The 25,223-nt window shown below is 60.6% G+C and carries 17 protein-coding genes; 5 read left to right on the forward strand and 12 right to left on the reverse strand.

Annotation, left to right across the window (positions count from 1 at the left end):
* Positions 1-102: 102 nt before the first annotated feature.
* The 12 genes from urtA to cbiE all read right to left on the reverse strand — a co-directional run bounded on the left by urtA (position 103) and on the right by cbiE (position 13,181).
* Positions 103-1,368 (reverse strand): urea ABC transporter substrate-binding protein, encoded by a 1,266-nt coding sequence (gene urtA / locus PSH79_RS03000; RefSeq protein ID WP_007914554.1) that lies wholly within the window; start codon positions 1,366-1,368, stop codon positions 103-105.
* 308 nt (positions 1,369-1,676) lie between these two features.
* Entirely contained in the window at positions 1,677-2,687 is a 1,011-nt protein-coding gene (locus tag PSH79_RS03005) for an iron ABC transporter permease (protein WP_305441178.1), read from the reverse strand.
* Positions 2,684-3,631, reverse strand: a complete 948-nt coding sequence (locus tag PSH79_RS03010; protein ID WP_305441179.1) for an ABC transporter substrate-binding protein — start codon at positions 3,629-3,631, stop codon at positions 2,684-2,686. The genes PSH79_RS03005 and PSH79_RS03010 overlap by 4 nt, the downstream gene beginning before the upstream one ends.
* Positions 3,628-4,416 (reverse strand): ABC transporter ATP-binding protein, encoded by a 789-nt coding sequence (locus tag PSH79_RS03015; protein WP_305441180.1) that lies wholly within the window; start codon positions 4,414-4,416, stop codon positions 3,628-3,630. The genes PSH79_RS03010 and PSH79_RS03015 overlap by 4 nt, the downstream gene beginning before the upstream one ends.
* A gap of 421 nt (positions 4,417-4,837) precedes the next feature.
* Positions 4,838-6,217, reverse strand: coding sequence for a PepSY domain-containing protein (locus tag PSH79_RS03025; protein WP_305441181.1), 1,380 nt, complete (start codon positions 6,215-6,217; stop codon positions 4,838-4,840).
* 110 nt (positions 6,218-6,327) lie between these two features.
* Complete coding sequence (locus PSH79_RS03030; protein WP_305441182.1) at positions 6,328-8,448, reverse strand: TonB-dependent copper receptor; 2,121 nt, start codon at positions 8,446-8,448, stop codon at positions 6,328-6,330.
* 84 nt (positions 8,449-8,532) lie between these two features.
* Positions 8,533-8,964, reverse strand: a complete 432-nt coding sequence (locus tag PSH79_RS03035; protein WP_305441183.1) for a DUF2946 domain-containing protein — start codon at positions 8,962-8,964, stop codon at positions 8,533-8,535.
* 21 nt (positions 8,965-8,985) lie between these two features.
* Positions 8,986-9,462 carry a copper chaperone PCu(A)C gene (locus tag PSH79_RS03040; RefSeq protein WP_305441184.1) on the reverse strand — a complete coding sequence of 159 codons (477 nt, stop codon included), beginning with the start codon at positions 9,460-9,462 and terminating at the stop codon, positions 8,986-8,988.
* 48 nt (positions 9,463-9,510) lie between these two features.
* On the reverse strand, positions 9,511-9,909 hold the full coding sequence (locus PSH79_RS03045; protein ID WP_305441186.1) for a DUF2946 domain-containing protein: 399 nt from the start codon (positions 9,907-9,909) through the stop codon (positions 9,511-9,513).
* Between the two features lie 251 nt (positions 9,910-10,160).
* Entirely contained in the window at positions 10,161-10,883 is a 723-nt protein-coding gene (locus PSH79_RS03050) for a cobalt-precorrin-6A reductase (RefSeq protein ID WP_305441187.1), read from the reverse strand.
* Entirely contained in the window at positions 10,880-11,977 is a 1,098-nt protein-coding gene (locus PSH79_RS03055) for a cobalt-precorrin-5B (C(1))-methyltransferase (RefSeq protein ID WP_305441188.1), read from the reverse strand. Before PSH79_RS03055 ends, PSH79_RS03050 begins: the two co-directional genes overlap by 4 nt.
* Positions 11,970-13,181, reverse strand: a complete 1,212-nt coding sequence (gene cbiE / locus PSH79_RS03060; RefSeq protein ID WP_305441189.1) for a precorrin-6y C5,15-methyltransferase (decarboxylating) subunit CbiE — start codon at positions 13,179-13,181, stop codon at positions 11,970-11,972. Before cbiE ends, PSH79_RS03055 begins: the two co-directional genes overlap by 8 nt.
* A gap of 132 nt (positions 13,182-13,313) precedes the next feature.
* Here cbiE and cobG point away from each other — a divergent pair, with 132 nt between their 5' ends.
* The 5 genes from cobG to PSH79_RS03085 all read left to right on the forward strand — a co-directional run bounded on the left by cobG (position 13,314) and on the right by PSH79_RS03085 (position 25,042).
* On the forward strand, positions 13,314-14,612 hold the full coding sequence (gene cobG / locus PSH79_RS03065) for a precorrin-3B synthase (protein WP_305441190.1): 1,299 nt from the start codon (positions 13,314-13,316) through the stop codon (positions 14,610-14,612).
* The gene (locus PSH79_RS03070) at positions 14,605-15,231 is read left to right on the forward strand and encodes a precorrin-8X methylmutase (RefSeq protein ID WP_007914573.1); all 627 of its coding nucleotides are present in this window, start codon (positions 14,605-14,607) and stop codon (positions 15,229-15,231) included. The genes cobG and PSH79_RS03070 overlap by 8 nt, the downstream gene beginning before the upstream one ends.
* Entirely contained in the window at positions 15,228-15,962 is a 735-nt protein-coding gene (locus tag PSH79_RS03075) for a precorrin-2 C(20)-methyltransferase (RefSeq protein WP_370872600.1), read from the forward strand. Before PSH79_RS03070 ends, PSH79_RS03075 begins: the two co-directional genes overlap by 4 nt.
* Positions 15,962-17,650: a precorrin-3B C(17)-methyltransferase gene (gene cobJ, locus PSH79_RS03080; RefSeq protein ID WP_305441192.1), complete on the forward strand. Its 1,689-nt coding sequence runs from the start codon at positions 15,962-15,964 to the stop codon at positions 17,648-17,650. Before PSH79_RS03075 ends, cobJ begins: the two co-directional genes overlap by 1 nt.
* A gap of 579 nt (positions 17,651-18,229) precedes the next feature.
* Positions 18,230-25,042 carry a TcdA/TcdB pore-forming domain-containing protein gene (locus PSH79_RS03085; RefSeq protein ID WP_305441193.1) on the forward strand — a complete coding sequence of 2,271 codons (6,813 nt, stop codon included), beginning with the start codon at positions 18,230-18,232 and terminating at the stop codon, positions 25,040-25,042.
* The last annotated feature ends 181 nt before the right edge of the window (positions 25,043-25,223 follow it).

Here is a 25,223-nt window from a genome sequence, read left to right on the forward strand (position 1 = left end):
GGAGCAGGCTTTTGTGGCGAGGGGATAAATCCCCTTGCCACAAATGCCCGCTCCCACAGGGATATGTGTCAGGCCAGAAAGTCAGGCCCGACACCCAATGGCTCAGTTGCTCTTCACCGCATAATCCGGCTTCTTGTCGTTGCCTTGAATGAACGGGCTCCACGGTTGCGCGCGGATCGGCCCTTCGGTCTGCCACACCACGTTGAACTGACCATCGGCCTGAATCTCGCCGATCATTACCGGTTTGTGCAGGTGGTGATTGGTCTTGTCCATGGTCAGCGTATAGCCCGACGGCGCAGCGAAGGTCTGGCCGGCGAGGGCTTCGCGGACTTTGTCGACGTCGGTGGATTTGGCTTTTTCAACCGCCTGCGCCCACATGTGGATGCCGACGTAAGTGGCTTCCATCGGGTCGTTGGTCACCGCTTTGTCGGCGCCCGGCAGGTTGTGTTTCTTCGCGTAGGCTTTCCAGTCAGCGACGAATTTCTTGTTCTGCGGGTTCTCCACGGATTCGAAGTAGTTCCACGCCGCGAGGTTGCCCACCAGCGGTTTGGTGTCGATGCCGCGCAGTTCTTCTTCGCCGACCGAGAACGCCACGACCGGTACGTCGGTAGCTTTCAGACCCTGGTTGGCCAGCTCTTTATAGAACGGCACGTTGGAGTCGCCGTTGACCGTCGAGATCACCGCAGTCTTGCCGCCAGCCGAGAATTTTTTGATGTTGGCAACGATGGTTTGATAGTCGCTGTGACCGAACGGGGTGTAGACCTCTTCGATGTCCTTGTCGGCCACACCTTTGGAGTGCAGGAACGAACGCAGGATCTTGTTGGTGGTGCGCGGGTAGACGTAGTCGGTGCCGAGCAGGAAGTAACGCTTGGCGCTGCCGCCTTCTTCGCTCATCAGGTATTCAACCGCGGGGATCGCCTGCTGGTTCGGCGCCGCGCCGGTGTAGAACACGTTCGGCGACATCTCTTCGCCTTCGTACTGCACCGGGTAGAACAGCAGGCCGTTAAGTTCTTCGAACACCGGCAGCACCGATTTGCGCGACACCGAAGTCCAGCAACCGAACACCACGGCGACCTTGTCCTGAGTCAGCAACTGCCGGCCCTTTTCGGCAAACAGCGGCCAGTTCGACGCCGGGTCGACGACCACCGGTTCGAGCATCTTGCCGTTGACGCCGCCCTTGGCGTTGATCTCGTCGATGGTCATCAACGCCATGTCTTTGAGCGATGTTTCGGAGATCGCCATGGTCCCGGACAACGAATGCAGAATCCCGACCTTGATGGTCTCGGCAGCCTGGACGGTCCAGGTCATGCCCATCGCGGCAATGGATGCCGTGAGTGTGAAAGCCTTGATCAAACTGCGACGCTTCATTGTGCGATCTCCATGAACGTTAAAGTTTTTTATGGTTGGCAGATGCGGACGACTGAAGGGTGTTTTGCAAGGGCTGTGCCCGGTCGGGTCTGGGCAGGAAAATGTCGGTTTAGAGCGCTTGAGCGTGGGTGCGATGCACCATGAAGGGACGCAGGTGGCGCGTTGGTGCAGGCGGCCGCGCCAGATTGGGGCGCACATTACCCATGTAGGAGCTGCCGAAGGCTGCGATCTTTTGATCTTGTCTTTAAAAAACAAAATCAAAAGATCGCAGCCTTCGGCAGCTCCTGCAGGAGACGGGGGGAAGCAGGTCAGCGACGACGCATCAGGCCGATGAAGAACAGCCCGCCAATGGCCGCGGTAGCGACGCCGATCGGCAGGTCTTCGGGGGCAATCATTGTGCGTGCGGCGACGTCGACCCAGATCAGAAACACACTCCCGATCAGCACGCACACCGGCAGCAATCGTCGGTGTTCGGCGCCGACCAGGCGTCGTGCAATGTGCGGCACCATCAGCCCGACAAAACCGATGGAGCCGCTGATTGACACCAGCACTCCGGTCATCAACGAGGCGATGACGAAAACCCGCAGACGCACCGACCGGGCATTCAATCCGAGGGTGACGGCAGTCTGTTCGCCGGCCATTAACGCGTTCAACGGTCGCGCCATGCCCAGCAGCAAGATCAGCCCTAGCAGCACGCTGGCGGCCGGCACGGAGAGTAGCTCCCAACGCGCCAGCCCAAGCCCGCCGAGCATCCAGAACATCACCGCCGAACTGGCGCGGTGGTCGCCCATGAACAGCAGCAGATTGGCGATCGCCATCATCACGAACGACACCGCCACGCCGCACAGCAGCAAGCGATCGCTGTCGAGCCGGCCATGCCGACTGGCAATCGCCAGCACCACCAGCATGCTCAGCAAGGCGCCGATAAACGCCGCAATCGGCAAAGTCAGCAGGCCGATGATTTCACCGACATGCAGCACCACGATCACCGCACCCAGCGTCGCCCCGGAAGTGACGCCGAGCAAATGCGGGTCAGCCAGTGGATTACGCGTCACCGCTTGCAGCACCGCGCCGATCAGGGCCAACCCGGCACCCACCAGCGCGCCGAGCAACATGCGTGGCACGCGGATCAGCCAGACGATATGTTCCTGCCCGGCGCTCCAGTTCACCTCGCCGAAACCAAACACCTTATGCAGCAGAATCCGCCAGACCACGTCCACCGGCACCCGCGCAGGGCCGAAGCCGAGCGACACCACGCACGACATCAACAGCACGGCGCCGAGGGTGAGCAGCAACAGCGTGTAGCGACGGTTGATCATTCGCCGTGGAAACCTTTGGCCAGTGTTTCAACGGCCAGCACGTTGTCGATTCCCGGCGTGGCCTGCACATACGGAATGACGATGAAGCGTTGGTTTTTGATTGCGTCCACCGATTGCAGGGCTTTGTTCTTCAGCAGGAATTCAATTTTTTGATCGGCGGTGATTTCGCTGTAGTCGACGATCACGATCACCTGCGGGTTGTGCTCGACCACGGTTTCCCAGTTGACCCGGGTCCAGCTCGCTTCGACGTCATCGAGAATGTTGCGCCCACCCGCCGCATCAATCAGCGCTTGCGGCATGCCGAGGCGACCGGAAGTCATGGCGCGGTCTTCGCCGCTGTCGTAGAGAAACACACGTGGTTTCTCGGCGGGCAGGTCTTTGCGCACTTGCGCGACTTGCGCCTGCATCTGGGCGATCAACGCATTGGCGCGATCTTGCACGTCGAAGATTTTGCCGAGGTTGCGCAGGTCGTTGTAGGTGTCTTCAAGCGAGGCGGCCGGGCGTTTCATCACGAAAGCGCAGGACTCGGTCAGCTCATAGACATTGATGCCCAGTGGTTGCAGGGTCTGCGGCGTGAGATCACCGCCCACGCGCATGCCGTAATCCCAGCCGGCGAAGAAGAAATCGACGTTGGCGTTGAGCAGGGTTTCCACCGACGGATATTTCGCGGCCAGCTCTGGCAGGCCGTCGAGCAGCGACTGCATGTCAGGGGTCACCGACTTCCAGCCACTGACGCCGCTGTAACCGGCCATCCGCGATTTGAGGCCGAGGGCGAGCATCATCTGGGTCATGTTGATGTCGTGGCTGACTGCGTGCTCTGGCGCTTGTTTGAAGGTTACTTCGCGGTTGCAGCTTTGAATGGTCAGCGGGTATTTCGTGGCCTCGGCCAAGGCTTGGGCACTGCATAGCAGTAGAGCGACGCAAAGCAGGGAACGCACAGTCATGGTCGGGTTATCCAGGTGATTCGCGGGTAGCCGTGAAGAGGGTGGGAGTCGATCAATGCCTCGACGCCAAAGACGTCGCGCAGCAGTTCAATGGTGAGGACTTGTTGCGGTGTGCCGCTGGCGACGATACGGCCGTGGTTGATCACGTAGAGTCGGTCGCAGAACGCGGCGGCCAGGTTCAGATCGTGGATGCTGGCGAGGGTGCCGATTTGCAGACGTTTGACCAGTTGCAGCAGTTCCAGCTGATAACGCGGGTCGAGGTGGTTGGTCGGCTCGTCGAGGATCAGCAGTTGCGGTTGCTGGGCCAGGGCTCGGGCGAGAATCACCCGCTGCTTTTCGCCGCCCGACAGCGTGGCGAAGGCGTGATCTTCGAAACCTTCAAGACCTACCGATTTGAGCGCTTGAGTCGCGAGGTTTCGGTCTTCGAGGGTTTCACCGTCAAACAGACCTTTGTGCGGCGTGCGGCCCATGGCGACAACTTCTTCGACGGTCAGGCCGAAGGCGTCGGGGAACTCCTGCAAGACCACGGCGATGCGTTGCGCGCACCAGCGTGAGGATTGTTTCCACACGTTGTGGTGATCGAGTTTGACCTCGCCGTGTTCCGGCTGACTGAAACGGTAGGCGCAACGCAACAGACTGGTCTTGCCGCTGCCGTTGGGGCCGATCAGGCCAACGAACTCACCGGCGGCCACTTGCAAGGATGCATCACGCAGCTGGAACTGGTGATGACAGTGGCCGTGGCCCAAGGGTGTCCAGGCAAGATTCGTGAGGGTCAACGCGGTCATCAATTTCTCATGCGGTGATACTTGCCCTGTGTAGGAGCTGCCGCAGGCTGCGATCTTTTGATCTTGCTCTTCAACAACATCAAAAGATCGCAGCCTGCGGCAGCTCCTACAGGGGCTCGGGTTAGAAGGTGTAATCAGCCGTGACAAAAAACGACCTCGGCTCGCCAAGGATTCATTGCTGCCCGCCATTGTATTGGCTTTGCGCATACCGGCGGTCAAACAGATTGTTCACCTGCAAGCTCAGGGTGGTATTGCGCAAGGCCTGCCACGACAGCGTCGCATCCATCACTTTTCAAAAGAATGCCCGCAGCTTTTGGCCGCGGGCAGAATGGCAAATAAGAGTTATACAGTAACACTAAAAATCGCCGATTTATAAGACCGACATTTTATAGACCTTTCTAAAACCCGCATCTCGACGGACTCATGATGAAGGTGAGGCCGATTCAGCTTGCCGGTCAAACCGCGAAAGCAGCAGTCGATCGAGCAACCACACCACCACCAGTGAAGCCCCCACCAGCGGAAAAATCACCGCCAGCGCCAGCATGATCACAACCCCGGTTTTCCATTTCGGCAAGTCATGACGCAGCGGCGGTACGCCGAACTTGCCCTGTGGCCGGCGCTTCCACCAGATCACCACGCCGCTGACGGCGCTGAGCAGAATCATCAGGCAGATCAGCAGCACGACGATCTGGTTGAAGGTGCCGAACATCTTGCCTTCATGGAGCATCACGCCGATTTCTGTGGCGCGGGCCACTGTGCCGTACTGCTCGAAGCGCACATCGGCGAGGACTTTGCCGGAGTATTGATCGACGTGCAGGGTCGCGTCGTTGCGCGGGTCATCGGCGAACACGGCGATGGTGAAAACGCCGGTGGCGGTGGTCGGCAGGGTGATGCTGTAGCCCGGCTCGACCTTGCGTTCAGTGGCGATGTTCTGCACGTCTTGCAGGCTGATGGTTGGCGCGGCCGGGCCTTGTTGCATGCCGCCGTGGGCCATGTGTTCAGCGTGGTCGCCGGACATCGGCATCGGCGTGTTTTCCATCGCCCATGGCACTGTCTGGCGTGTCGCGCTGTTGAGGCTACGGGCCTCGATGTCGGAGGTCGGCACGCTATCCCACATCGCAGCCGGAAACACGTTCCAGACCTGTGCGTATTGCTTGCCCCAGAAGCCGGTCCAGGTCATGCCACTGAGCAGCATCACCAGCAACAGGGTCGCGCCCCAGAACCCGGTGACCGCGTGCAGGTCACGCCACAACACGCGGCCGCGACTGTTCAAACGCGGCCAGAGAATCCCCGCCGCCTTACCGCGCGGCCACCACAGGAACAGCCCCGACACCACCAGCACCACGCCCCACCCGGCGGCCATTTCGATCAAACGGTCGCCGACGGTGCCGATCATCAATTCGCCATGGATGGCACGGGCGATGGCTTGTAGATTCTGCTTGGCATCCTGCTCGCCGAGGATGTCGCCGTGGTACGGATCAATGAACACGTTGAGCTCGTCGCCGGCATTTTTCACCACGAATTGCGCACTGCGCTCGGCGTTAAGCGGCGGCAGGTACTGAGTGATCTGGCCCTGTGGATACGCGCTTTTCACCCGTTGCAGCAAGTCATCGGCCGGAACGGTGTGATGCCCGGCCGGAACGTTGAGCAGGCTGCTGTACATCAGCGAATCGAGCTGCGGTTTGAACAGATAGATGATGCCGGTCAGGGCCAGCATCACCATGAAGGGCGCGACGAATAAACCGGCATAGAAATGCCAGCGCCAGGCCAGGTTGTAGAAATTCGGTTTGGGCTTTTGCATCACGTTTGCTCCGCTTGGCTTGGATCTTTTAGTTGTCTTTTGCAGTTGCTGCGCAACCGGTCGCCAGCAGGCTGGCTCCTACAGTGGGAGCCAGCCTGCTGACGATGCTGTCAGAAACTCATGTCCACCTTGGTCCAGAGCGTGCGCCCCGGTTCGTTGATGGCTTGCGGGTCGTTGGCCGGGTAGCCGAACCCGGCGTTGCCCGCCAGGTTCAGGTGTTCGGCGTAAGCCTTGCCGAACAGGTTGTCGACGCCGCTGCTGACCTTCCAGTTTTTGTTGATCCGATAGGCACCGTTAAGCGAGAACACGCCGAAGCCCGAACTCTTGTCGTAATCCTTGCCGACCACGTTGCCCCTGTTCTGGTCGATACGGTTTTGCGCGGCTACCACCCTCCACAGCGCGCCGGCGCTCCAGTGGTCTTCGCTGTAGGTCAGGCCGAAACGTGCATCCAGCGGCGGCATCTGCGGCAGTGCCTTGCCGTCGCTGCTGTTCTTGCCCCAGGCGTAGGCCAGGGTCGCATCGGCTTTCCAGTTATCGGTGAGGTTGTAAGCGGCACCGAGTTCTCCGCCCATGATTCGCGCGTCGATGTTGTCGGCGCGCGAAGTGCTCATGCCCATCATTCCCGGCGTGTAGTCGAAGAGGATGTAGTCGCGCACCACGCCGATGTAGCCCGAGGCCCAGGCTTCGAGGTCGGCGTTCTTGTAGTTCACGCCGAAGTCGAGCTGAGTGGTCTTTTCCGGTTTGATCGAATCGAATGCATTGACCGACCCCGCAGGGCCGGACTTCGGCGAAAACAGCTCCCAGTAATCCGGGAAACGCTGCGCATGGCCCAAGCCTGCGTAGAGCGTTGTCGGGCTGTCGGCCAGGTCATGCTCGTAACGCACGAAGCCGCCGGGCAATGTGTCGGCACGGGTGTTGTCGGCGGTTGGATTGGGGCGGGCCATCATTCCCGAGCCGGTGGTCTGCCGGTAATCCTTGGCCGAAGCGCGGTCGATTCGGGCGCCGGTGATGAGGCGATCACGGTCGGCGGCGTACCAGGTCATTTCACTGAACACGCCGTAGTTATGGAAATCGGCGTCCTTGTTGCGCGGCACATTCTTGTAGGTATCGATGCCCATTGCACTGCGTTGGCGGTGTTCATTGGTCTGCGCGTCGAGACCGGTGATCAGTTGAATGTCAGCCCAGCGCCAGGTCGCTTTGATACGCGCGCCGAGGGTGCGACGGTCGACGTTGGACGCCATTGGCCCGGCCATCATCCCGGTGCCGGACGGCGTGCGCAGGGTGTAGTTGTCCATGACGTGGTCGGCGTAGTTGTAGTAGACCTGCGCTTCCAGCTTCTCCAGCACGTCAGTGATGTTGGACTTTTCGAAGCGCAGGCCGAGGCTTTCACGCAGGAACTGCGAGCCGTCCATGCCGCGACCGGCGTAGCGGGCTTCGCCGTCGCCCTTGCCAGCGGTCAGCTCGATCAGGGTGTCTGTGTCCGGCGTCCAGCCGAGCGCCACGTCGCCGTTCCACTTGTCGTAGCGCGAGGCGACGATGTCGTTATTGCCGTCGCGATAATCGTCGGAGTGCGCGGTGTTGCCGATCACCCGCACGTAACCCAACGGCCCGCCGGCTGCGGCATCGACAACTTTATCGAAACGTCCGTGAGAGGCGGCCAGAATGCTCGCGTTCACCCGCGTGCCAAGTTCACCAAAGCTCTCCGGCTCACGGTCGAACAGAATCGTGCCGGCCGAGGCGCCCGGACCATACAGCACGGTTTGCGGGCCTTTGATTACGGTGAGCTTGTCGTAGGTTTCCGGCGAGATGTAAGAGGTCGGCGCGTCCATTCGACCGGGGCAGGCGCCGAGCATCATGCTGCCGTTGGTGAGGATATTCAGGCGCGAACCGAACATGCCGCGCAGCACCGGATCGCCATTGGTGCCGCCATTGCGCACCAGCGCGAACCCCGGAATGGTCTTCAGATAATCGCCGCCATCACTGGCTGGCACCGGTTGGCGCGGGTCTTTGGGGTTGGTGACGATGGTCAGCGGCGAACTCGGCGCGATGGCGGTGATCACCGTCGGGCTCAGTTCATCCGCGTGTGCGGCGTGGTCGTCGGCCAGCACCAGTGGGGACAGCAGGGCACCGCAAAGGACGGCGATAGCGTGCCTGAAACGAATGCGCGATTCGTTCAAAGCGAAGGTCGCCCGGGTAGAACCCAGACGTGGAACAGCAGAAAACCTGGACATGACAATTTCCATCAAACAGTCGTAAACGACACGGCCGGCAGCCTGAAGCTGTCTTCTCAACCGTGTGTAATCAGCGGTGGGTGATTACGCTGCGATGGGCGGGGCGCGCGTGCGGGCGCCGGGGAAGAAGGTTTGCCGGGCATGGCCCAGGCGCGGGGAAGGCGAGGTGAAGGTGTTGGCGTGGGCGATGCTGAATGCGGCGAACGTGCCGCCGCCGGTCAGTGCCGGGCAATTGAACAGCAGGCTGCAGTAGCCGCACTTTTCCCACAGAGCGTGGTGCGAGGATTGCGGCGGGCAATGCTCGGCGGCGGGTTTGGCGTCTTGTCCGGCGTGATCCATGCCTGGCATGTCCATCGACATGTCGATGCTCATCGGCATGGACGTCGAGGCGTGCTGATCCATCGGCATCGACTGAGAAATCAGTGGGCCGATGAAGATCATCAACATGGCGAACAGGGCGATCCAGCTGCCGTGCTGACGGCTGCTGCGGATAGACCTGGCGCTGGACGGGCGCATGATTGCGGTCAGCCGAAAGGCTTACTGGTGCGCGTGGGCTTGGGTGGTTTCCGGCGGTTTCTTCTGCACGGCAACTTCGACGGTGACGTCACCGGCCTTCTCGAAATGCATGGTCAACGGGAAGCGTTTGCCGTCGCTGAGCAGGCTGCGATCCGTCGGGTTGAGCAGCATCACGTGATAGGCCATCGGTGCGAAAGTGACATTGCCGCCGGCCGGGATTTCGACGCTCGGCACTTGCTGCATCTTCATCAGATCGCCCTGCATTACATGCTCGTGCAATTGCGCCTCGGGGGCGATTGGCGAGTCGACGCTGAGCAATCGGTCGGCGGTTTTGCCGGCGTTATGAATGATGAAGTACGCCGCAACGGTCGGCGCATTCGGGGGCAGTTCCTGCGACCACGGGTGAGCAATCTCCAGCTCCCCGGCCTTGTATTCGTGGGCATGGGCGAAGCACGCCGGCAGCAACAGCGCAGCGATGACGATGATTTTGTTCAACATGGCAGTTCTCCAGAACGATTTGAAACGCAGGTCAATTGCGCGAACAAATCAAACCAGAGGGGAAGCGCGGGGATTGAGGCTCGGCCATTGCTGGCGCGGTGTGGGTGTTTGCAGTGAGGCGGGCGCCACGCTGCGATTACTCTCAAAGCGGGCGAAATACAGCTGCGGCGCATGCCCCGGCAGCGCCACCAATGGCGCTGAACCCGAGCAACACCAGCAATGCTGCATGTTGGAATGGTTGTCGTCGGACGGGGCCTGCTGCTCCGTGGTGCCGATGTTGATCGCCACCATCTTCGTCCCGCTGCCGGTGCAGAAACTGCTCCAGAGCAATTGCTCGGCCGGTGAATTGGCCGCCTGCGCCATCGCTCCCGTCATCGGCATGGCGAGCATGTTGAACAGCACTGCAAAGCAGGCGATCCAGGCAAGTGCAAGCCGGTGTCGGTTCATGGGACAGATCCGTTGGGTGGGCGATCAGGCGCGGCTATTTAGCCTGATCAGGGCCGATAAGTAAAAAAGCGTCGTGCGGTTTGGTGTCGCAGCGCACTTTCGAGTGAGTGTAGTGCTTAGGAATCGCAGCGCCAGGGTGGACGTCTTCGCGGGCAAGCCCCACAGTGATCGATGGTGTGTCCAGACTTCATGTACACCACGCCACCTGGGCTTGCCCGCGAAGGCGGACTTAAGTTTTCGATGTTTCACGATTAACAACCAGTCGTGAGGGCGGCGATGACTTCCTCAACTGATCCAAACTCCCGATCAACCCCCGGCAAGCCCGGTCGCTTCAACACCAGCACCGGCACCCCACGCTCGCGCGCCACTTCCAGCTTCGGCTCGGTCGCGGTGCTGCCGCTGTTCTTGCTGATCAGCACATCGATCTGCCGCCGCTCGAATAACGCGCGTTCATCCTCCAGCAGGAACGGCCCGCGAGCGGCGATGACTTCGCAACGTTCGTTGCCGGGATAAACGTCGAGGGCGCGCAACGTCCAGAATTGATCCGCAGGGATTTCGTCGAGGTGTTGCAGTGGCTCGCGGCCCAGGGTGAACAAGGGGTGGCGGAACGATTTGAGGGCTGTCATCAACTCAGCCCAGTCGCTGACTTCGCGCCAGTCATCGCCGGGTTGCGGCTGCCAGGCTGGGCGGCGCAGGGCCCAGCAGGGAATGCCGGCGAGTGGCGCGGCGATAGCGGCGTTGGCGCTGATTTGCGCGGCGTAGGGATGGGTGGCGTCGAACAGCAGGTCGATGCCTTCGTCACGGATGAATTGCGCCAGACCTTCGGCACCACCGTAACCACCGACGCGCACCTGACAGGTCAGATCCGTCGGCACCCGACCCACCCCGGCCAGACTGTAAATGTGCTCAGGCCCCAGCTTACGGGCGATGGCCAGCGCTTCAGTCACGCCGCCAAGCAGCAGAATCCGCTTCATGCAAAACCCCCGGCATGGCCGACTATGCCGCCCTGGCGATCAATCGCATACACCTCGACCTGCACCTGTGCCGGCACCACGCTGCGGGCGAAATTCAAGGCATGACGACACACTTCATCGCCCAGCGCGATTCCCGCGGCACTGGCCATTGCGAGTGCCTGTTGACTGGTGTTCGCCTCACGGATGTTCTGCTGCAAAGCCTCGTCAGCGCCAATTGCAGCGGCCCATTCGGCCAATTGCGGCAAGTCGATGCTGGAATGGCGCGAGTGCAGATCCATGTGCCCGGCCGCCAGTTTGCTGATCTTGCCGAAACCACCGCACAGGCTGAGTTTATCCACCGGCACTTTGCGCAGATGCTTGAGCACCGCGCCGACGAAGTCGCCCATTTCGATCAAGGCGATTTCCGGCAGGTCGTAGACCCGGCGCATGGTGTCTTCGCTGGCGTTGCCGGTGCAGGCGGCAATGTGCAGATAGCCGTTGGTCTTGGCGACGTCGATGCCCTGATGGATCGACGCGATGTACGCCGCGCAGGAAAACGGCCGGACGATGCCGCTGGTGCCGAGGATCGACAGACCGCCGAGAATGCCCAGGCGCGGGTTCATGGTTTTCAATGCCAGTGCCTCGCCGCCCTCGACATTGACCGTGACGTCGAAGCCGCCGGCATAACCGGTCTCGGCGGCGAGCAGGCTCAGGTGATCGCTGATCATCTTGCGTGGCACCGGATTGATCGCCGGCTCGCCGACACCGAGCACCAAACCCGGCCGGGTCACGGTGCCAACGCCGATGCCGGCATTAAAGCGAATCCCCGGCTCTGCCATCAGCCGCACTCGCGAATAGAGGAGTGCACCGTGGGTCACGTCCGGGTCGTCGCCGGCGTCCTTGATGGTTCCGGCTTCGGCGCCGTCGTCGGTCAGGCGGCAGAACTCCAGACGCATCTGCACCTGTTTGCCTTTGGGCAAGACGATCTGCACCGCGTCGGCCGAGATGCCGCCGAGCAACAGGCGGGCAGCGGCGAGGCTGGTGGCGGTGGCGCAGCTGCCGGTGGTCAGGCCGCTGCGCAGGGGGGCGGGTTGTTCGGCGGTTTCGTCACGCATCGAGAGGTTTGACCAGATCGAGCAGGGTGATCGGCAGCGCCTGACGCCAGGTGTCGAACTCGCCCAGTGGTTGCGCCTGGGCGATATGGATGCGCGTCAATTCACCGCCGTAGCGTTCGCGCCAGTTCATCAGGGTGATCTCGCTTTGCAGAGTCACGGCGTTGGCGACCAGTCGGCCGCCGGGTTTGAGTTGCTCCCAGCAGGTCTCGAAGACGCCTTCGCGGGTCACACCGCCGCCGATGAAAATCGCGTCCGGGCGTTCCAGTCCGGCAAGTGCCTGCGGCGCGCGCCCACGGATCAATTGCAGCCCGGGCACGCCCAGCGCATCGCGGTTGTGCTCGATCAATTGTTGGCGACTGTCGTCGGCTTCGACGGCCAATGCACGGCAACTCGGATGCGCGCGCATCCATTCGATGCCGATCGAGCCGCTGCCAGCGCCGACGTCCCACAGCAACTCGCCGGGTGTCGGGGCGAGGCGGGCGAGGGTGATGGCGCGCACATCGCGTTTGGTCAGTTGGCCGTCATGTTGGAAAGCGCTGTCCGCAAGGCCCGCCAATCGCGACAGGCGAGGCGCGCTCAAGTCAGCGAGACATTCAATGGCGATCACATTCAGATCGGCAATCGCCGGGGTATTCCAGTCATTGGCAGTACCGTCGACACGGCGTTCGGCGCTGCCGCCCAGATGCTCCAGCACGCTCAGGCGGCTCGGACCAAAACCACGCTCACGAAGCAATTGAGCAACCGCCGCCGGACTTTGTCCGTCATTGCTCAGCACTAACAGGCGCACGCCGCTGAACAATTGTGCATTCAAAGCGGCCAGCGGACGGGCCACCAACGACAACGTCACCACCTCCTGCATCGGCCAGCCGAGGCGGGCGGCGGCGAGCGAGCAGGAGGAAGGCGCTGGCAGGATCAGCATCTCGTCGCTGGGCACCTGTCGCGCCAGGCTGGCGCCAACGCCGTAGAACATCGGGTCACCGCTGGCCAATACGCAGACCGCTTCACCGCGCTGCTCCAGCACCGGAGCAAGGGTAAACGGGCTCGGCCACAACTGCCGTTCGCCGCGAATACACACCGGCAACAGGTCCAGTTGACGCTGGCCGCCGACGATCCGCGAGGCGCTCATCAGGGCACGCCGGGCATTTTTGCCCAGGCCCTTGAAGCCGTCTTCACCGATTCCCACAACCGTCAGCCAGGGTGACATCTATATTCCTCTAAACATGCCGTTCCGACGGGCAGTCTTTTCATGCCGCCGGACAAAGCAGGCATAATACCGCGCCTTCGCCCGCGAAGCGCCTTTCCCACGTAGCCGGTCAGCCCCTTGAACGAATGCCCGATGTCCACCGCCTTACGCCCCTCGGCCTGCCCGGGGTTGCGGCGTATCGTCCAGGCATTGGACGGTGGCATCTGCCGGATCAAGCTCAATGGCGGCTCGATCAGCGCCGATCAGGCTGACGCGCTGGCCAACGCCGCCGAACAGTTTGCCGGCGGGGCGATCGAGGCGACCAACCGCGCCAACCTGCAGATTCGTGGCATCGGTCAGCAATCTGCTGCTTTGATCGACAGTCTGCTGGTCGCCGGGCTCGGCCCACGGACGGCCGCAGGCGACGATGTGCGCAACCTGATGCTCAGCCCGGCCGCCGGGATCGACCGGCAGATGCGCTTCGACACCCGCGCGCTGGCCGAGCAGATCCTCGACACGCTGCAAAGCCATCCGCGCTTCCACGAGTTGAGCGCCAAATTCGCCGTGCAACTGGACGGCGGTGAAGCGCTGGCGATGCTCGAACATTCCCATGATCTGTGGCTGTCGGCATTCGAGCGCGACGGCGAGACAGTGTTGGCGTTTGGTCTGGCGGGTTGCCCGACGGATCGTGCGGTCGGCGCCGTGGCGCTGGAAAATGGCCATGCGCTGGTCGTCTCGGTGCTGGAATTGTTCCTTGAACTGGCCCGGCCAGAGCAAACGCGGATGCGCCATTTGCTCGATGAACTGCCGATGCTGGCGTTTCTCGAACAGCTCCGGACGCGCCTGCCGATAAAAGCGGTCAGCGCTTGGCAGCGTGCGTCAGGGGCGGTTGATCTGCACATTGGCGCTCACCCGCAAAATACAGCCCACCTTGTCTACGTCGGCGCGGTGCCGCCACTCGGTCGCCTCGACCCGGGCATGCTGCGCGGCGCCGCGCAACTGGCCCGCCGGTTCGGCGATGGCAGCCTGCGTTTCACGCCGTGGCAAAGTCTGCTGCTGCCCAACGTGAGCGCGCGCGATGCCGCGCAAGTGCTCGCAGGGCTCAAGCAACTGGACCTGCTGACCGAAGCTGCTGAACCATTGTCGAAAATCATCGCCTGCACCGGTTCCAGCGGCTGTGGCAGAGGCCTCGCCGACACCAAGCATGATGCCCGTCTTCTCGCAACGCTATTGCCGCAGGCGCAAAGCGTGCATCTGTCCGGTTGCATGCGTTCCTGCGCCGCCGCCCACTGTGCCCCGGCGACGTTGCTGGCCGTCAGTGCCGGGCATTACGACCTCTATTTTCGCGATGCAGCGCAGCCGGGTTTCGGCGCGTTGCACGCACGCAACCTTACTATTGAAGCGGCCGCGACCTTGCTCGCCGTCCGCTCCCGGAGCCCCTTTGATGCTTGATTACATCCGCGACGGTCAGGAGATCTATCGCAACTCCTTCGCGATCATTCGCAGCGAAGCCAATCTGGCGCGCATCCCGGCCGACCTGGAAAAACTCGCGGTGCGGGTGATCCATGCTTGCGGCATGGTCGAGGCGGTCGACGGTCTGCAATTCTCTGAAGGTGCGGGCAAGGCCGGGCGCGATGCGCTGGCCGCCGGTGCGCCGATCCTCTGCGATGCGCGGATGGTTTCCGAGGGTGTGACCCGTGCGCGTCTGCCGGCGAACAACGAAGTGATCTGCACCCTGCGCGATGAGAGCGTGCCTGAGCTTGCGCGCGAACTGGGTAACACTCGCTCCGCCGCGGCGCTGGAACTGTGGCGTCCGCATCTGGAGGGCAGTGTGGTGGTGATCGGCAATGCGCCGACCGCGCTGTTCTATCTGCTGGAAATGCTCGACGCCGGCGCACCGAAACCTGCGCTGATCCTCGGCTTCCCGGTGGGCTTCGTCGGTGCGGCAGAATCCAAAGCGGCGCTGGCGGCCGACAGTCGTGGCGTGCCGTTTGTAATCATGCAGGGCCGCCTCGGCGGCAGCGCCATGGCTGCCGCAGCAGTCAACGCCCTCGCCACGGAGATCGAATGATGCAGGCAAAAGGTCGTTTGATTGGCCTGGGCGTGGGGCCCGGTGATCCGGAGCTGATTACCGTCAAGGCCCTGCGCCTGCTGCGCGAATCGCCAGTGGTCGCGTACTTCGTCGCCAAGGGTAAAAAAGGCAACGCCTTCGGCATCATCGAAGCGCACCTGCAGGAGGCGCAGAATCTGCTGCCGCTGGTGTACCCGGTGACCACCGAAGCGTTGCCAGCCCCGCTTTCCTATGAACAGGTCATCAGCGATTTCTACGATGAAGCCGCCGAGACGGTGGCCGCGCATCTGGATGCCGGTCGTGATGTCGCGGTGATCTGCGAAGGCGATCCGTTCTTCTACGGTTCTTATATGTATCTGCATGATCGCCTGGCCACCCGCTACGAAGCGCAAGTGGTGCCGGGCGTGTGTTCGATGCTTGGCGGCGCTTCGGTGCTGGGTGCGCCGCTGGTGTATCGCAATCAGAGCCTGTCGGTGCTTTCCGGCGTTTTGCCCCATGAAGAACTGAAGCGACGTTTGGCCGATGCCGATGCGGCAGTGATCATGAAGCTGGGGCGCAATTTCCCCAAAGTGCGTCAGGTGCTTGAAGAACTCGGCCTTGCCGAGCGGGCGCTGTACGTCGAGCGCGCGACCATGGCCAATCAGAAGATTGTGCCGATGGATCAGGTCGAGCCGATGTCGTCGCCGTACTTTTCGCTGATCATCGTCCCCGGCGAACGGTGGCAAGGCTGATGACTCAATCCACCCCCGCCATCATCATTCTCGGTCAGGGCAGCCTGGTCACCGCGCAGCGCATTCAGCAGGTGTATCCGGCGGCGCAGATCCACGGCCTCGCCGGACGGGTCGAAGGCGCCGATTGCACCTATCGGGAATTCGGCACGACCCTGCGCGCGTTATATCAGCAGGACACGCCGATCATTGCCCTGTGCGCGGCCGGCATTGTCATCCGTACCCTGGCGCCGCTGTTGCTGGAGAAGGGCACCGAGCCTGCGGTACTCGCCGTCGCCGAAGACGGCAGCGCCGTGGTGCCGCTGCTCGGTGGCCTCGGCGGGGTGAATGTCATGGCGCGGGAAATCGCGGCCGGGCTGCAAGTCGCGGCGGCGATCACCACCAGCGGCGAATTGCGCTTTGGCACCTGCCTGCTCAATCCTCCGAGTGGTTACGCGCTCGCGGATCTGGAGTCGGGTAAGCGTTTTGTCTCCGATCTGCTGGCTGGGCACCCTGTGCGCATCGAAGGTGCGGCGCCTTGGCTGGCGCAGGCACAGTTGTCGGAAGATCCGCAGGCGCAGCGTTCGATCCATATCGGCAGTGCCAAACGCGAAGCGAACGCTAATGAGTTGCTGATTTACCCGCGCAGTGTCGCGGCGATGGTCAGCGCTGAAGTGCCGGATCTGCCGAACACCCTGCGTGCGGCGTTGCATGAGGCGAAACTGGCGGTGCAATCGCTGGCCTGTCTGGTGGCGATCGACACTGAAATGGCCTCGGCGAATCTGCGTGAAGCGGCGCTGGAGTTGGGCGTGCCGCTGCGGTTTCTCGCTGCAACGCGCGACCTTCATGCGCTGCCGGATGTGTCGATTATCGGGGCAGCACACGGCATCACTCTGGCTGTATCCGAGCAGCCGCTGGACGTCGCGCAAATCGGTCGCCCGCGCGGTCGCCTTGCGGTAATCGGCCTCGGCCCCGGCGCTGCCGAACTGATGGTGCCGGCGGTGAAAGCCGAACTGGCCCGCGCTACCGACGTGCTCGGCTACGAAACCTACGTACGCATGGCCGGCCCGTTCCGCGACGATCAGGTGCAGCATTGCACCGACAACCGCGAAGAAATGCAGCGCGCCCGCCACGCCTTCAGGCTGGCGGCCGAGGGTCGTTCGGTGATCGTCGTGTCGTCCGGCGATCCGGGTGTGTTTGCCATGGCGGCGGCGGTGCTCGAGGCGTTGCACGAATCGGCCGATCCGGCCTGGCACAGCGTCGATCTGGAAATCCTGCCGGGTGTGTCGGCTTCGCTCGCCACTGCCGCTCAGGCCGGAGCACCGCTGGGTCATGACTTCTGCGTGATGTCGCTGTCGGACAACCTCAAGCCATGGTCGATCATCGAGAAGCGTCTGGATCTGGCGGCCGAAGCTGATCTGGCGCTGGCGTTCTACAACCCGATCTCCCGCGCCCGTCCGTGGCAACTGGGACGGGCGCTGGAAATCGTCGCGCAGCATCGTACGCCTGAGACACCAGTGGTTTTGGGGCGCGATATCGGCCGCCCGGGCCAGACCCTGCGCAACACGACGCTGGGCGCGCTGACTGCGGATCAGGTCGACATGCGCACCATGGTGCTGATCGGCTCGTCCACCACGTGCACCTTTCCTCGCGCTACGGGGGGTGAGTGGGTTTACACGCCGCGCTGGTACGGCGAGAAGCCGGATGCCTGACGGTATTTCTTTCAAGGCTCATGAGAAGTTGTAAGTAACTTCGCGCATTTGTGAGCTTAAGTTGACTCCGCCGGGTGCAACTGCCCGGAATATAAACAAGGCTGCGAACCATTGGGTTCGTGGCCTTGTTTGCTTTTCTGCAGACAATACTGAAGGCCGGTGTTTATCACCGATGGATCCCTGCGTAACCGTTGAATGTTGTTCGATGTTTCTCCTGACATTGTTTGAATTTCTTCGTGTTTGAATCATTCGTCTTTGCCCAATATTTTTGTCCGTCTAATGCTTTATCAACTCAAGGATGGGGATGTAATGGGCACTTCGGAAAGTCACCAGGGGCGCTCTGCCTTTATTTCGTCGCAAGAATATTCAGCGATAAAAACGGTGTTGAGTGAGTTCTCCGGTTCTGCCGAGTACGCGACACTTGTCAGGCATTATCAGGTGGTAAATAAGACAGTCGATTTGGCGGAGAAAGTGCTATCGGCAAAACTGTTTCAGGAAACACTCGCGTCGTTGCTGCGCCAAAAGGTTACACCAGTTCCCTCAGCAATCGACCAGATCTACGACGGACTAAAACAGTATGTGACGACGCTGTCCGATACGGTAATCCTGCTCTCGGGCGCTGCTGCGCCCGTGCCCAAAGTCATGCATTTCGTCTGGGTAGGCGGTAGCGAGGTCGGCAATATCCAGCGCGATTACATGAATATCTGGCGCGAGGTTTTGAAACCACAGGACTACAAGTTCAACCTTTGGTACGACAGTGATGCGTTGCTGGCTTTCGAGATGAACCGTGTGATTCTCGACAGTGCCAGGGTGCATGCAATGGCGTCAGGCGGGAGTGACGTCACGCAGTCCCGGCTGTTGTCGCAAATGATTGAAGACCGCGCCCGGGTTTTGAAAAACCAGATGTTCGACTATCTCAACCAGCCGCAGTGGGCTGGTCGCACGGACGAGGCGCGTATCGAGCTGATGGTTCGTGCTTACGGCAAGGATCGCGCGACGCTAGAGGCTTTCCGACAACGCTGTCTGGACACGCATCAGGCGATGGCCGGGCAGGATCTGCAGTTGCGGGATGTCAAACATGAGTTCGCGGGTCACTTTTTACAGGACGTCTATCAGCGAGAAGTCGGTATGCGCGGCAACTTTGCGGCGGCCAGTGATGTGGTGCGGTTGCAGGCCGAGTATCTGGAGGGCGGTCGTTACAGCGATATGGATTACTTGCCGCCGCTGGCCGAAAAGTTGGGGGGTGTGGATATCAGCGGCTTCAGTGATGACCAGCGGTTGGGCGTGTTGCAACTTTTGCTCAATCATAACGAGGCGTTGATGCCCGGTCGGGACCGTCAACGTTACGTGGATAAAACCGACAAGATCCCGGCTCGCGATAAGGATGCCTTGCTCGCTTTCGCGCGCAGCCAACCCGATGTCCATGACTTATTTGTTGCGCCGCGCGATGCGCCAGTGCCCGAGAATGGATTTCGTATGGGGACTCAGTTCGACAGAGAAATGAATGCTCATTTTGTGGCTCACGCTCAAAGCGGTATGACCCTGGCAATCATGCAGTTGATTCGCTTCAACTATGACGCTCTGCAAGCGGTTGAACGAAAGGCTGCCGAGGCGGGTATCAATTGGGCGCAAAGTGACAGGTTGCTGGATGTCATTGAAAACGTACTGAATGAAAAAAGAGCAGAAGGGCGGCTCAATCAATCAGTTAATGATTTTCTGAGTAATTTGGGACAGGCCATTTTCGGTTACTACCAGGACGGCATTCGAACCGAAGCTCGCGGCACCATCACCCTGACGGGGCCCGGTGCCGCCATCACTGGCATCAGGCAATACATTGAAACGCATCTGCACGCGGACTCTCATGTCGCTATCCAGGAACGACTGAGGCTGGCTGAAGGCTACAACGTCAATACCGAAGAGGAAATGATCTCCGGCTGGACCGTCAACGATGATCCCGAGCAATGGCTGGCCAAAGAACAGGAAAAATGGCAAACCGGCAAACTCAAATCACGTTATGCCGGCGATCTGAATGACCTGCTCAAAGGGCAGACACTGACCTTCAAACAAGGCTGGCCGCTCATCGAAGGCAGGCCGGTGCTGTTGACCTCCGTCCTGCAACAACTGATTGAGGCGCTGGGCGATCCGTTCATTCGTGCAATGAAGGACAAGTTGAGTGGTGACATCACGTTCGATAAACCAGTGGCCATCGGTTTCGACGTCCGCCAGCAAATTCTGGCTCAATCCGTCAGCGAGCTGCCGCCGTCTCATGGGGCCGAATCCACCAGTCACTTGAACGAACTGTTTACCCGGGTTGTACACGGGTCGCTGACTGTCGAGCAACTCAGCCCGCTGTTGCGCGTGATGCTGGGCGGGATGTTTGGCGCTACGCGTCTGGACACCAGCGGTTTTGAAGGTGCGTGGCAGCGGGCAATGGACCTTGCAACGCAAACCGCCGAAGGTGGCCTGTATGCCCGTTACAACGCGATCGAAAAAGCCTTGCACCAACACGCGTCCCCGGCCTTTGAAGCTGGTCTTGCGAACGCTCTTCAACCTGGCACGCACACAGCGCGCGAACTCAAGGTACTGGCGCTGACAGATCCCTTGACGTTGCACCAGTGGGGTGAGCGCATCGGGCAAATCAACAGCACCGCACAACGTGAATATCACACGCAGATTCTCACGCGCGGTGCGCAGGTTCGTGCCGAACTGTTCATGGCCGGGGCCATTTCCGCCAGGCAAATGCCGCAGGATCTACTGATGCGCACGCCGGGCGATCCCGGCCGTCGGTGCTATCCGCTGGCACTGTTGATGGCCGCGGCACTGACACATGGCGACTCGGCCGAACGCGTGCTGATCGGTCGAGTGGCCAATGCCAGCCTGACCCCCGAAGACGCCGACTCGCGGGCGTTGTTGTCGGCCCTGGACGAATTGCAAGCCCTGCGGTTGAGCGATGTCGGCAAACCCCAAGGCACTCACAGCCTGGAAAGCATCGCACAAACGCTGGAGGCGAAAACGGCTCCGAGCGTCATGCTGCTCGATACCGGCAATCACGCGATGCTGGTGGCAAAAATGCGCATGGGCAGTCAGACGGTCTACCGTTTTTATGAGCCTAACTTCGCGATCTACGGATTTTCACGGGTTGAAGAGCTCAAGCAAGGCATGCAGCGCTACCTCGCCGGCGATAGCGGCGCGATGGCCAGACTTTACGGTCTCGCGGATGGAGAGGCAGCGCGGTTCAACGTCATTGAACTGAACACCGCAGAGCTCGCCGGCAAAGTGCTTTCGTCGAATACGCGGCTCGACAGTTTTTTGCAGAGTGGGCCAATAGTCGAGGCCAAAACGGCGTCGGTCTGGGAAAAGCAAGCGGTGGGGCGCCAGCGCTCGCTGAACGAAAACGCGCGGATGGGGGCCGGTCTGGCGCAACTGGACGCCCGTTACTGGGCGCACGAATTCGATCAGGCCAGCAGCGTTCTACGAACCGAGCACAAGCTGGGTGGTGAATATTTGCCGCTGCTGGATACGCTTGAGCAGAAGCCTGATGCGGGTTACAGCGTGACGATGGTGGATGCGCACAATCCGCAGAACACCCAAGTGGTGACCACCCATGATGTCCGGTTCAGCAAGGTCAAACAGCATATTCAGCGTCTGGTGAAGACGCTGGCAGGCAAACCTGCCGCCGTGAGTGAAGCCGACGGCGGCAGTCGTTTGAGTTTTGCCTTTGCGATCCAGACGCTGATCACCGAAATGCGCAATCGCGAATATCAGGCCGGGGAAGGTCAGGTACCGGCGTTGTCGATCGCACTTCAGGTGCAGGTCTATGTCAGCTATGCCCAGTTGGGTTTTGGTGTATTGAGTGATTCGGTGCAGTTGATCAACCTGGTTCGGCAGGTGGCGGCCAGTGAGCAAGCGCTGGCCCTGCGCCAGTCATCGTTGTCGGTACGGCTGCTGGGCAAGGCTTCGATGCTGGCCGGGATCGGTTTTTCCGTCGTCAACATCGGCTTCGACATCTATGGTCTGGCGGTGGCGGACAATCAGGAGCAGCGCTCGCGGCTGGCCACGCAATTGACCTTCAATGTGGCGGCGCTGGGGCTGGACATTGTGGCGCTGGCCGTTGGCGGAACGGTGGGCGCCGCTGCGGCGGTTCTGTCAGTGCCGTTGCTTGGTGTCGGTATCGGGGTGACGGCCATCGCCAGTAACCTGGGGCAGATCAGTGACAAGGCCAAAGGCGTGGGCGCGCATTTGCGCAAGGTCAGGAACGCCTATGGATCCGCCGGTTATACCCGCAAGAACGGGGTGTTGCGTTTCGAGCCAGAGGCCGTCATCACGCTGCTGGATCTGCAAAAGAATCAGGTCAGCTTTGACAGTCAGAAGTTCTATCCCATGGTTCGCGGTGGTTTGGGGTTGCCGGAATTCAACGACGATCCCAGGCAAATTCACCGGGCAATCGATATTCGAGAAGCGCTGAAGCTTCCCGGCAGGATTGGCCTGATCCGGGTTGTCCCCGACGATATCCAGACTGTGGTGCTGCCCTGTACGCCTATCTGCTATTACGGTTACGAATACCAACTGGGCACGCCGGGATATGCCTATCAGACTATGCCGGGAGAACGGCGCGAACCCAGGGCCTGGAGTGAGGTTCCCACATCGGTATTCTCCGGTTTTTTCCCCGGCCTGGCGCTGGCGAGTCATTTCGACGACCGGATCGAAACCAGGTATCCGGACTTGCGCAACAGCGCCGTTGAGAAGCTGGAGTACGACGAGCATGGTAACCAGCGGTTCTATTTCACCGTCAACACGCCGTTCCCGCACATTCTGTACAAGTTGCATCCGATCTATAAGCCGACCCATATCGAGGTGCGGCTGGATGAGCATGTGCGTCAGCTACTGATTCCTGAGCTGCCGCCGGAATGGAAAAAACTGATCTCCTATGCGATTACCGCTCAGTCAGGTCTTTATCAGCTGTGGCTGACTCCCGGCATTACAGCGGTGACGCTCGATGATGTCAGCTACGCCAAATGGGTGATTCACGCACCTTGGGCAAATCTCGAACGCGTCACTTTCGCCGACTCGAAGCTGATCGTCGACGACATTGTGCTCAACGCCTTCGAAGGCATGATCGAATTGGCCAAGGGGGAGCTGTTCCAGGTGGACTGGCAGGAAAAAAGATTGCTTCTGCGGTCTGTCTCGCTCGAAGCCGGGCGCACGTCGGCGCAGGTACTTTCACATATCCGTAAACGGGCCAGGGAAAAGCGATTGGTATCGGCCTATGTGCCGCTTTACAAGTACACGGTGCCCTCGACCTCCGCCAGCCAACCGCTATTGACCACCGCCTACTATGAGGTTGCGCGTGATCGCTTGCTCTACGCGCGCAATTTGCCGAAAGCGGTCAACGATGGCGTCGTTCTCGGTGGTGCCAACCGGCAACACGCCTGGTTCTACCACCCGGATCATGCAACGCTCTGGCGCGTCGATGCGGTGACCGGCACGGTCATCCACCGTTATCGACTGATGAACCCGGCGAGCGGTGCAAGGATCATCGGCTGTGTTCAGGATGCGAACAGCACTCTGCGGATATCGCAGCGAATGCTGGAGCAGAGCGAGGTCGAAACGACCCTGGAGTATCGGATAACAGGTTGGGCCATCGAGTTGACGGGTATCAAGACCTCATCCTTGCAGCGCGACTACGTCCACAAGCCCGGTGCGGTTTACTGGTCTTCCTTGATACATCACTTTGCCACGTCGCGCCCTTTCAAGGATGCAACGCCTGGCATGGGGGGCGAGATCAGCACCGGAGTACTCGCCACATTTGTGCATGCGCGTGCCTACGTTCTTGAAGGGCTGCGTGATCAGGCCTGGCTTGGCCTGAGCAGTGGCCGCTATTTCCGTGCGGGGCTGGGTCGTCAGCGGGACATGGTGATGCTGGTGCCGCATAAACCCCAGGACTTCGCGATGCTCTTTTACAGTAAAGAGTACGGGGAAATCAGCCGTGGTATCGAACCTCGAACAGCAGGGGCCGAGTATAGAAATGAAGTGATCGAAAGGGGCGTCAGCGAGGTTACCCGGGCAGGCGAACATTACATTGCCACCAAGAACGATGGCCGTTTGTTCGAGATCGACCCATTGGGGACGTTGAAGTTTGTCGGTCTTGGTCAGCGTTGGCTGCAACGTCACCCGGATTGGCTCAGCGCATTACCTGCACTGGCCGCCACGTATCGAGAGGCGCCTTTCCCGATCATCGGTTTGGGCGGTGTTTGCGGCAGTGCGTTGCTCGCGGTGTGGTGTATCGAGGAGCAGGTGCTGCTGGCCGATGTCGCCGGCGGTAAAGAACTGGCGTTGCTTGGGCTGACCCCGGACAAACAAGCCGCCTGGCTACTGGATGTCTCGGCCGGGCAACTCTATCGCCAAGCGCTGGTGTCGATCGAGGCATTACGCGAGGCATTTGCCACGGGCACCCGGCTGCTGGACCCCGAGCAGTTGCCGATGGCGAAAAAAGTCTGGGACCAATGGTCATTTGCCGAAGTGCTGGTGCAGGGGCAAGGCTTGCTCGGGCGTACCCGCGAAGGCGTCAACCTGGAACTGCTGGATCAGCAACCGGCACGTATCGTCGGCGTCGAAAAACAATGGGCGTCTATTGCCGGACAGACTCCGGAGCAATTGCAGGCCCGCTTGAAGACGTTGCTCAAAGGACAGTCCCATGCACCGTTTCTGCACGTCGAAAACTCTTCGGATCGCTACACGTACTTTGTGCCGGAACTGGACCAACTGTTCGATATTTCCGGCCGGGCTGATGGCCACTGGGCGGTATTTCTTGGCACGCGCAACCAGTCGAAAGCGATGCTCTTCGATCCGTTGGATAGCCTGAACTCCAGTCGAGAGTCGGAACATGCCCTTTGGGTGCCTGGCCAATACGCCCGGCGCGAGGGTGAAGTGCTGTCGCTTGAGATGAGCGGTGAGGTCACTGATGTCCTGGACATGTTGCCTGACGGGGTCGACAAGTTGATCCTGGGGTTTGGCGCGCAGGCGTTGAGTTATCGAGTGTCGGAGCAAGCCTGGCAACGGCTGGATTGCATTGTGGTCGATCCCCGGCGCCCGTTGGGAGCAGAAAGCACCAGCGTCTGCACGCTGATGCTGGATATGGACGCCAATGAACGCCTGTTGGTGTCGTTGGTCGACGGACAATTGGTGTTCACTGACTCGGACAACGCCCACAGCCTGATCGTGCGGGATGTCGTGGCGCAAGGTGAAGAGCAGGGCGTAGCGATGCAGATCGGCATCAAGATTCGCGCAAAGCAATACCTGCGGGGAACCGGGGAGTGGCTCAACGCCTTGTCAGCAGCGCGAGGCGGTGAAGGACATTCCTCAGTGGAAACACTGATAAAGCAGTTACATTGAAATATCAAGTCAAACTGAAAGTGCAGGGTCGCGAATATATATTCGCGGCCCTTTTATTTTTAATTGGTTTTAATTTGTGTTCTGTTGCTCAGGTTTTATGGGTGTTTTTCCCATGAGGGGTTGCAGTGAAATATACAGAGTGAAATTTATTATTCTCTCGCACTGATGTCTTGTTTGGTGT

This window comes from Pseudomonas sp. FP2196 (genome assembly GCF_030687715.1).
Taxonomy (GTDB): domain Bacteria; phylum Pseudomonadota; class Gammaproteobacteria; order Pseudomonadales; family Pseudomonadaceae; genus Aquipseudomonas.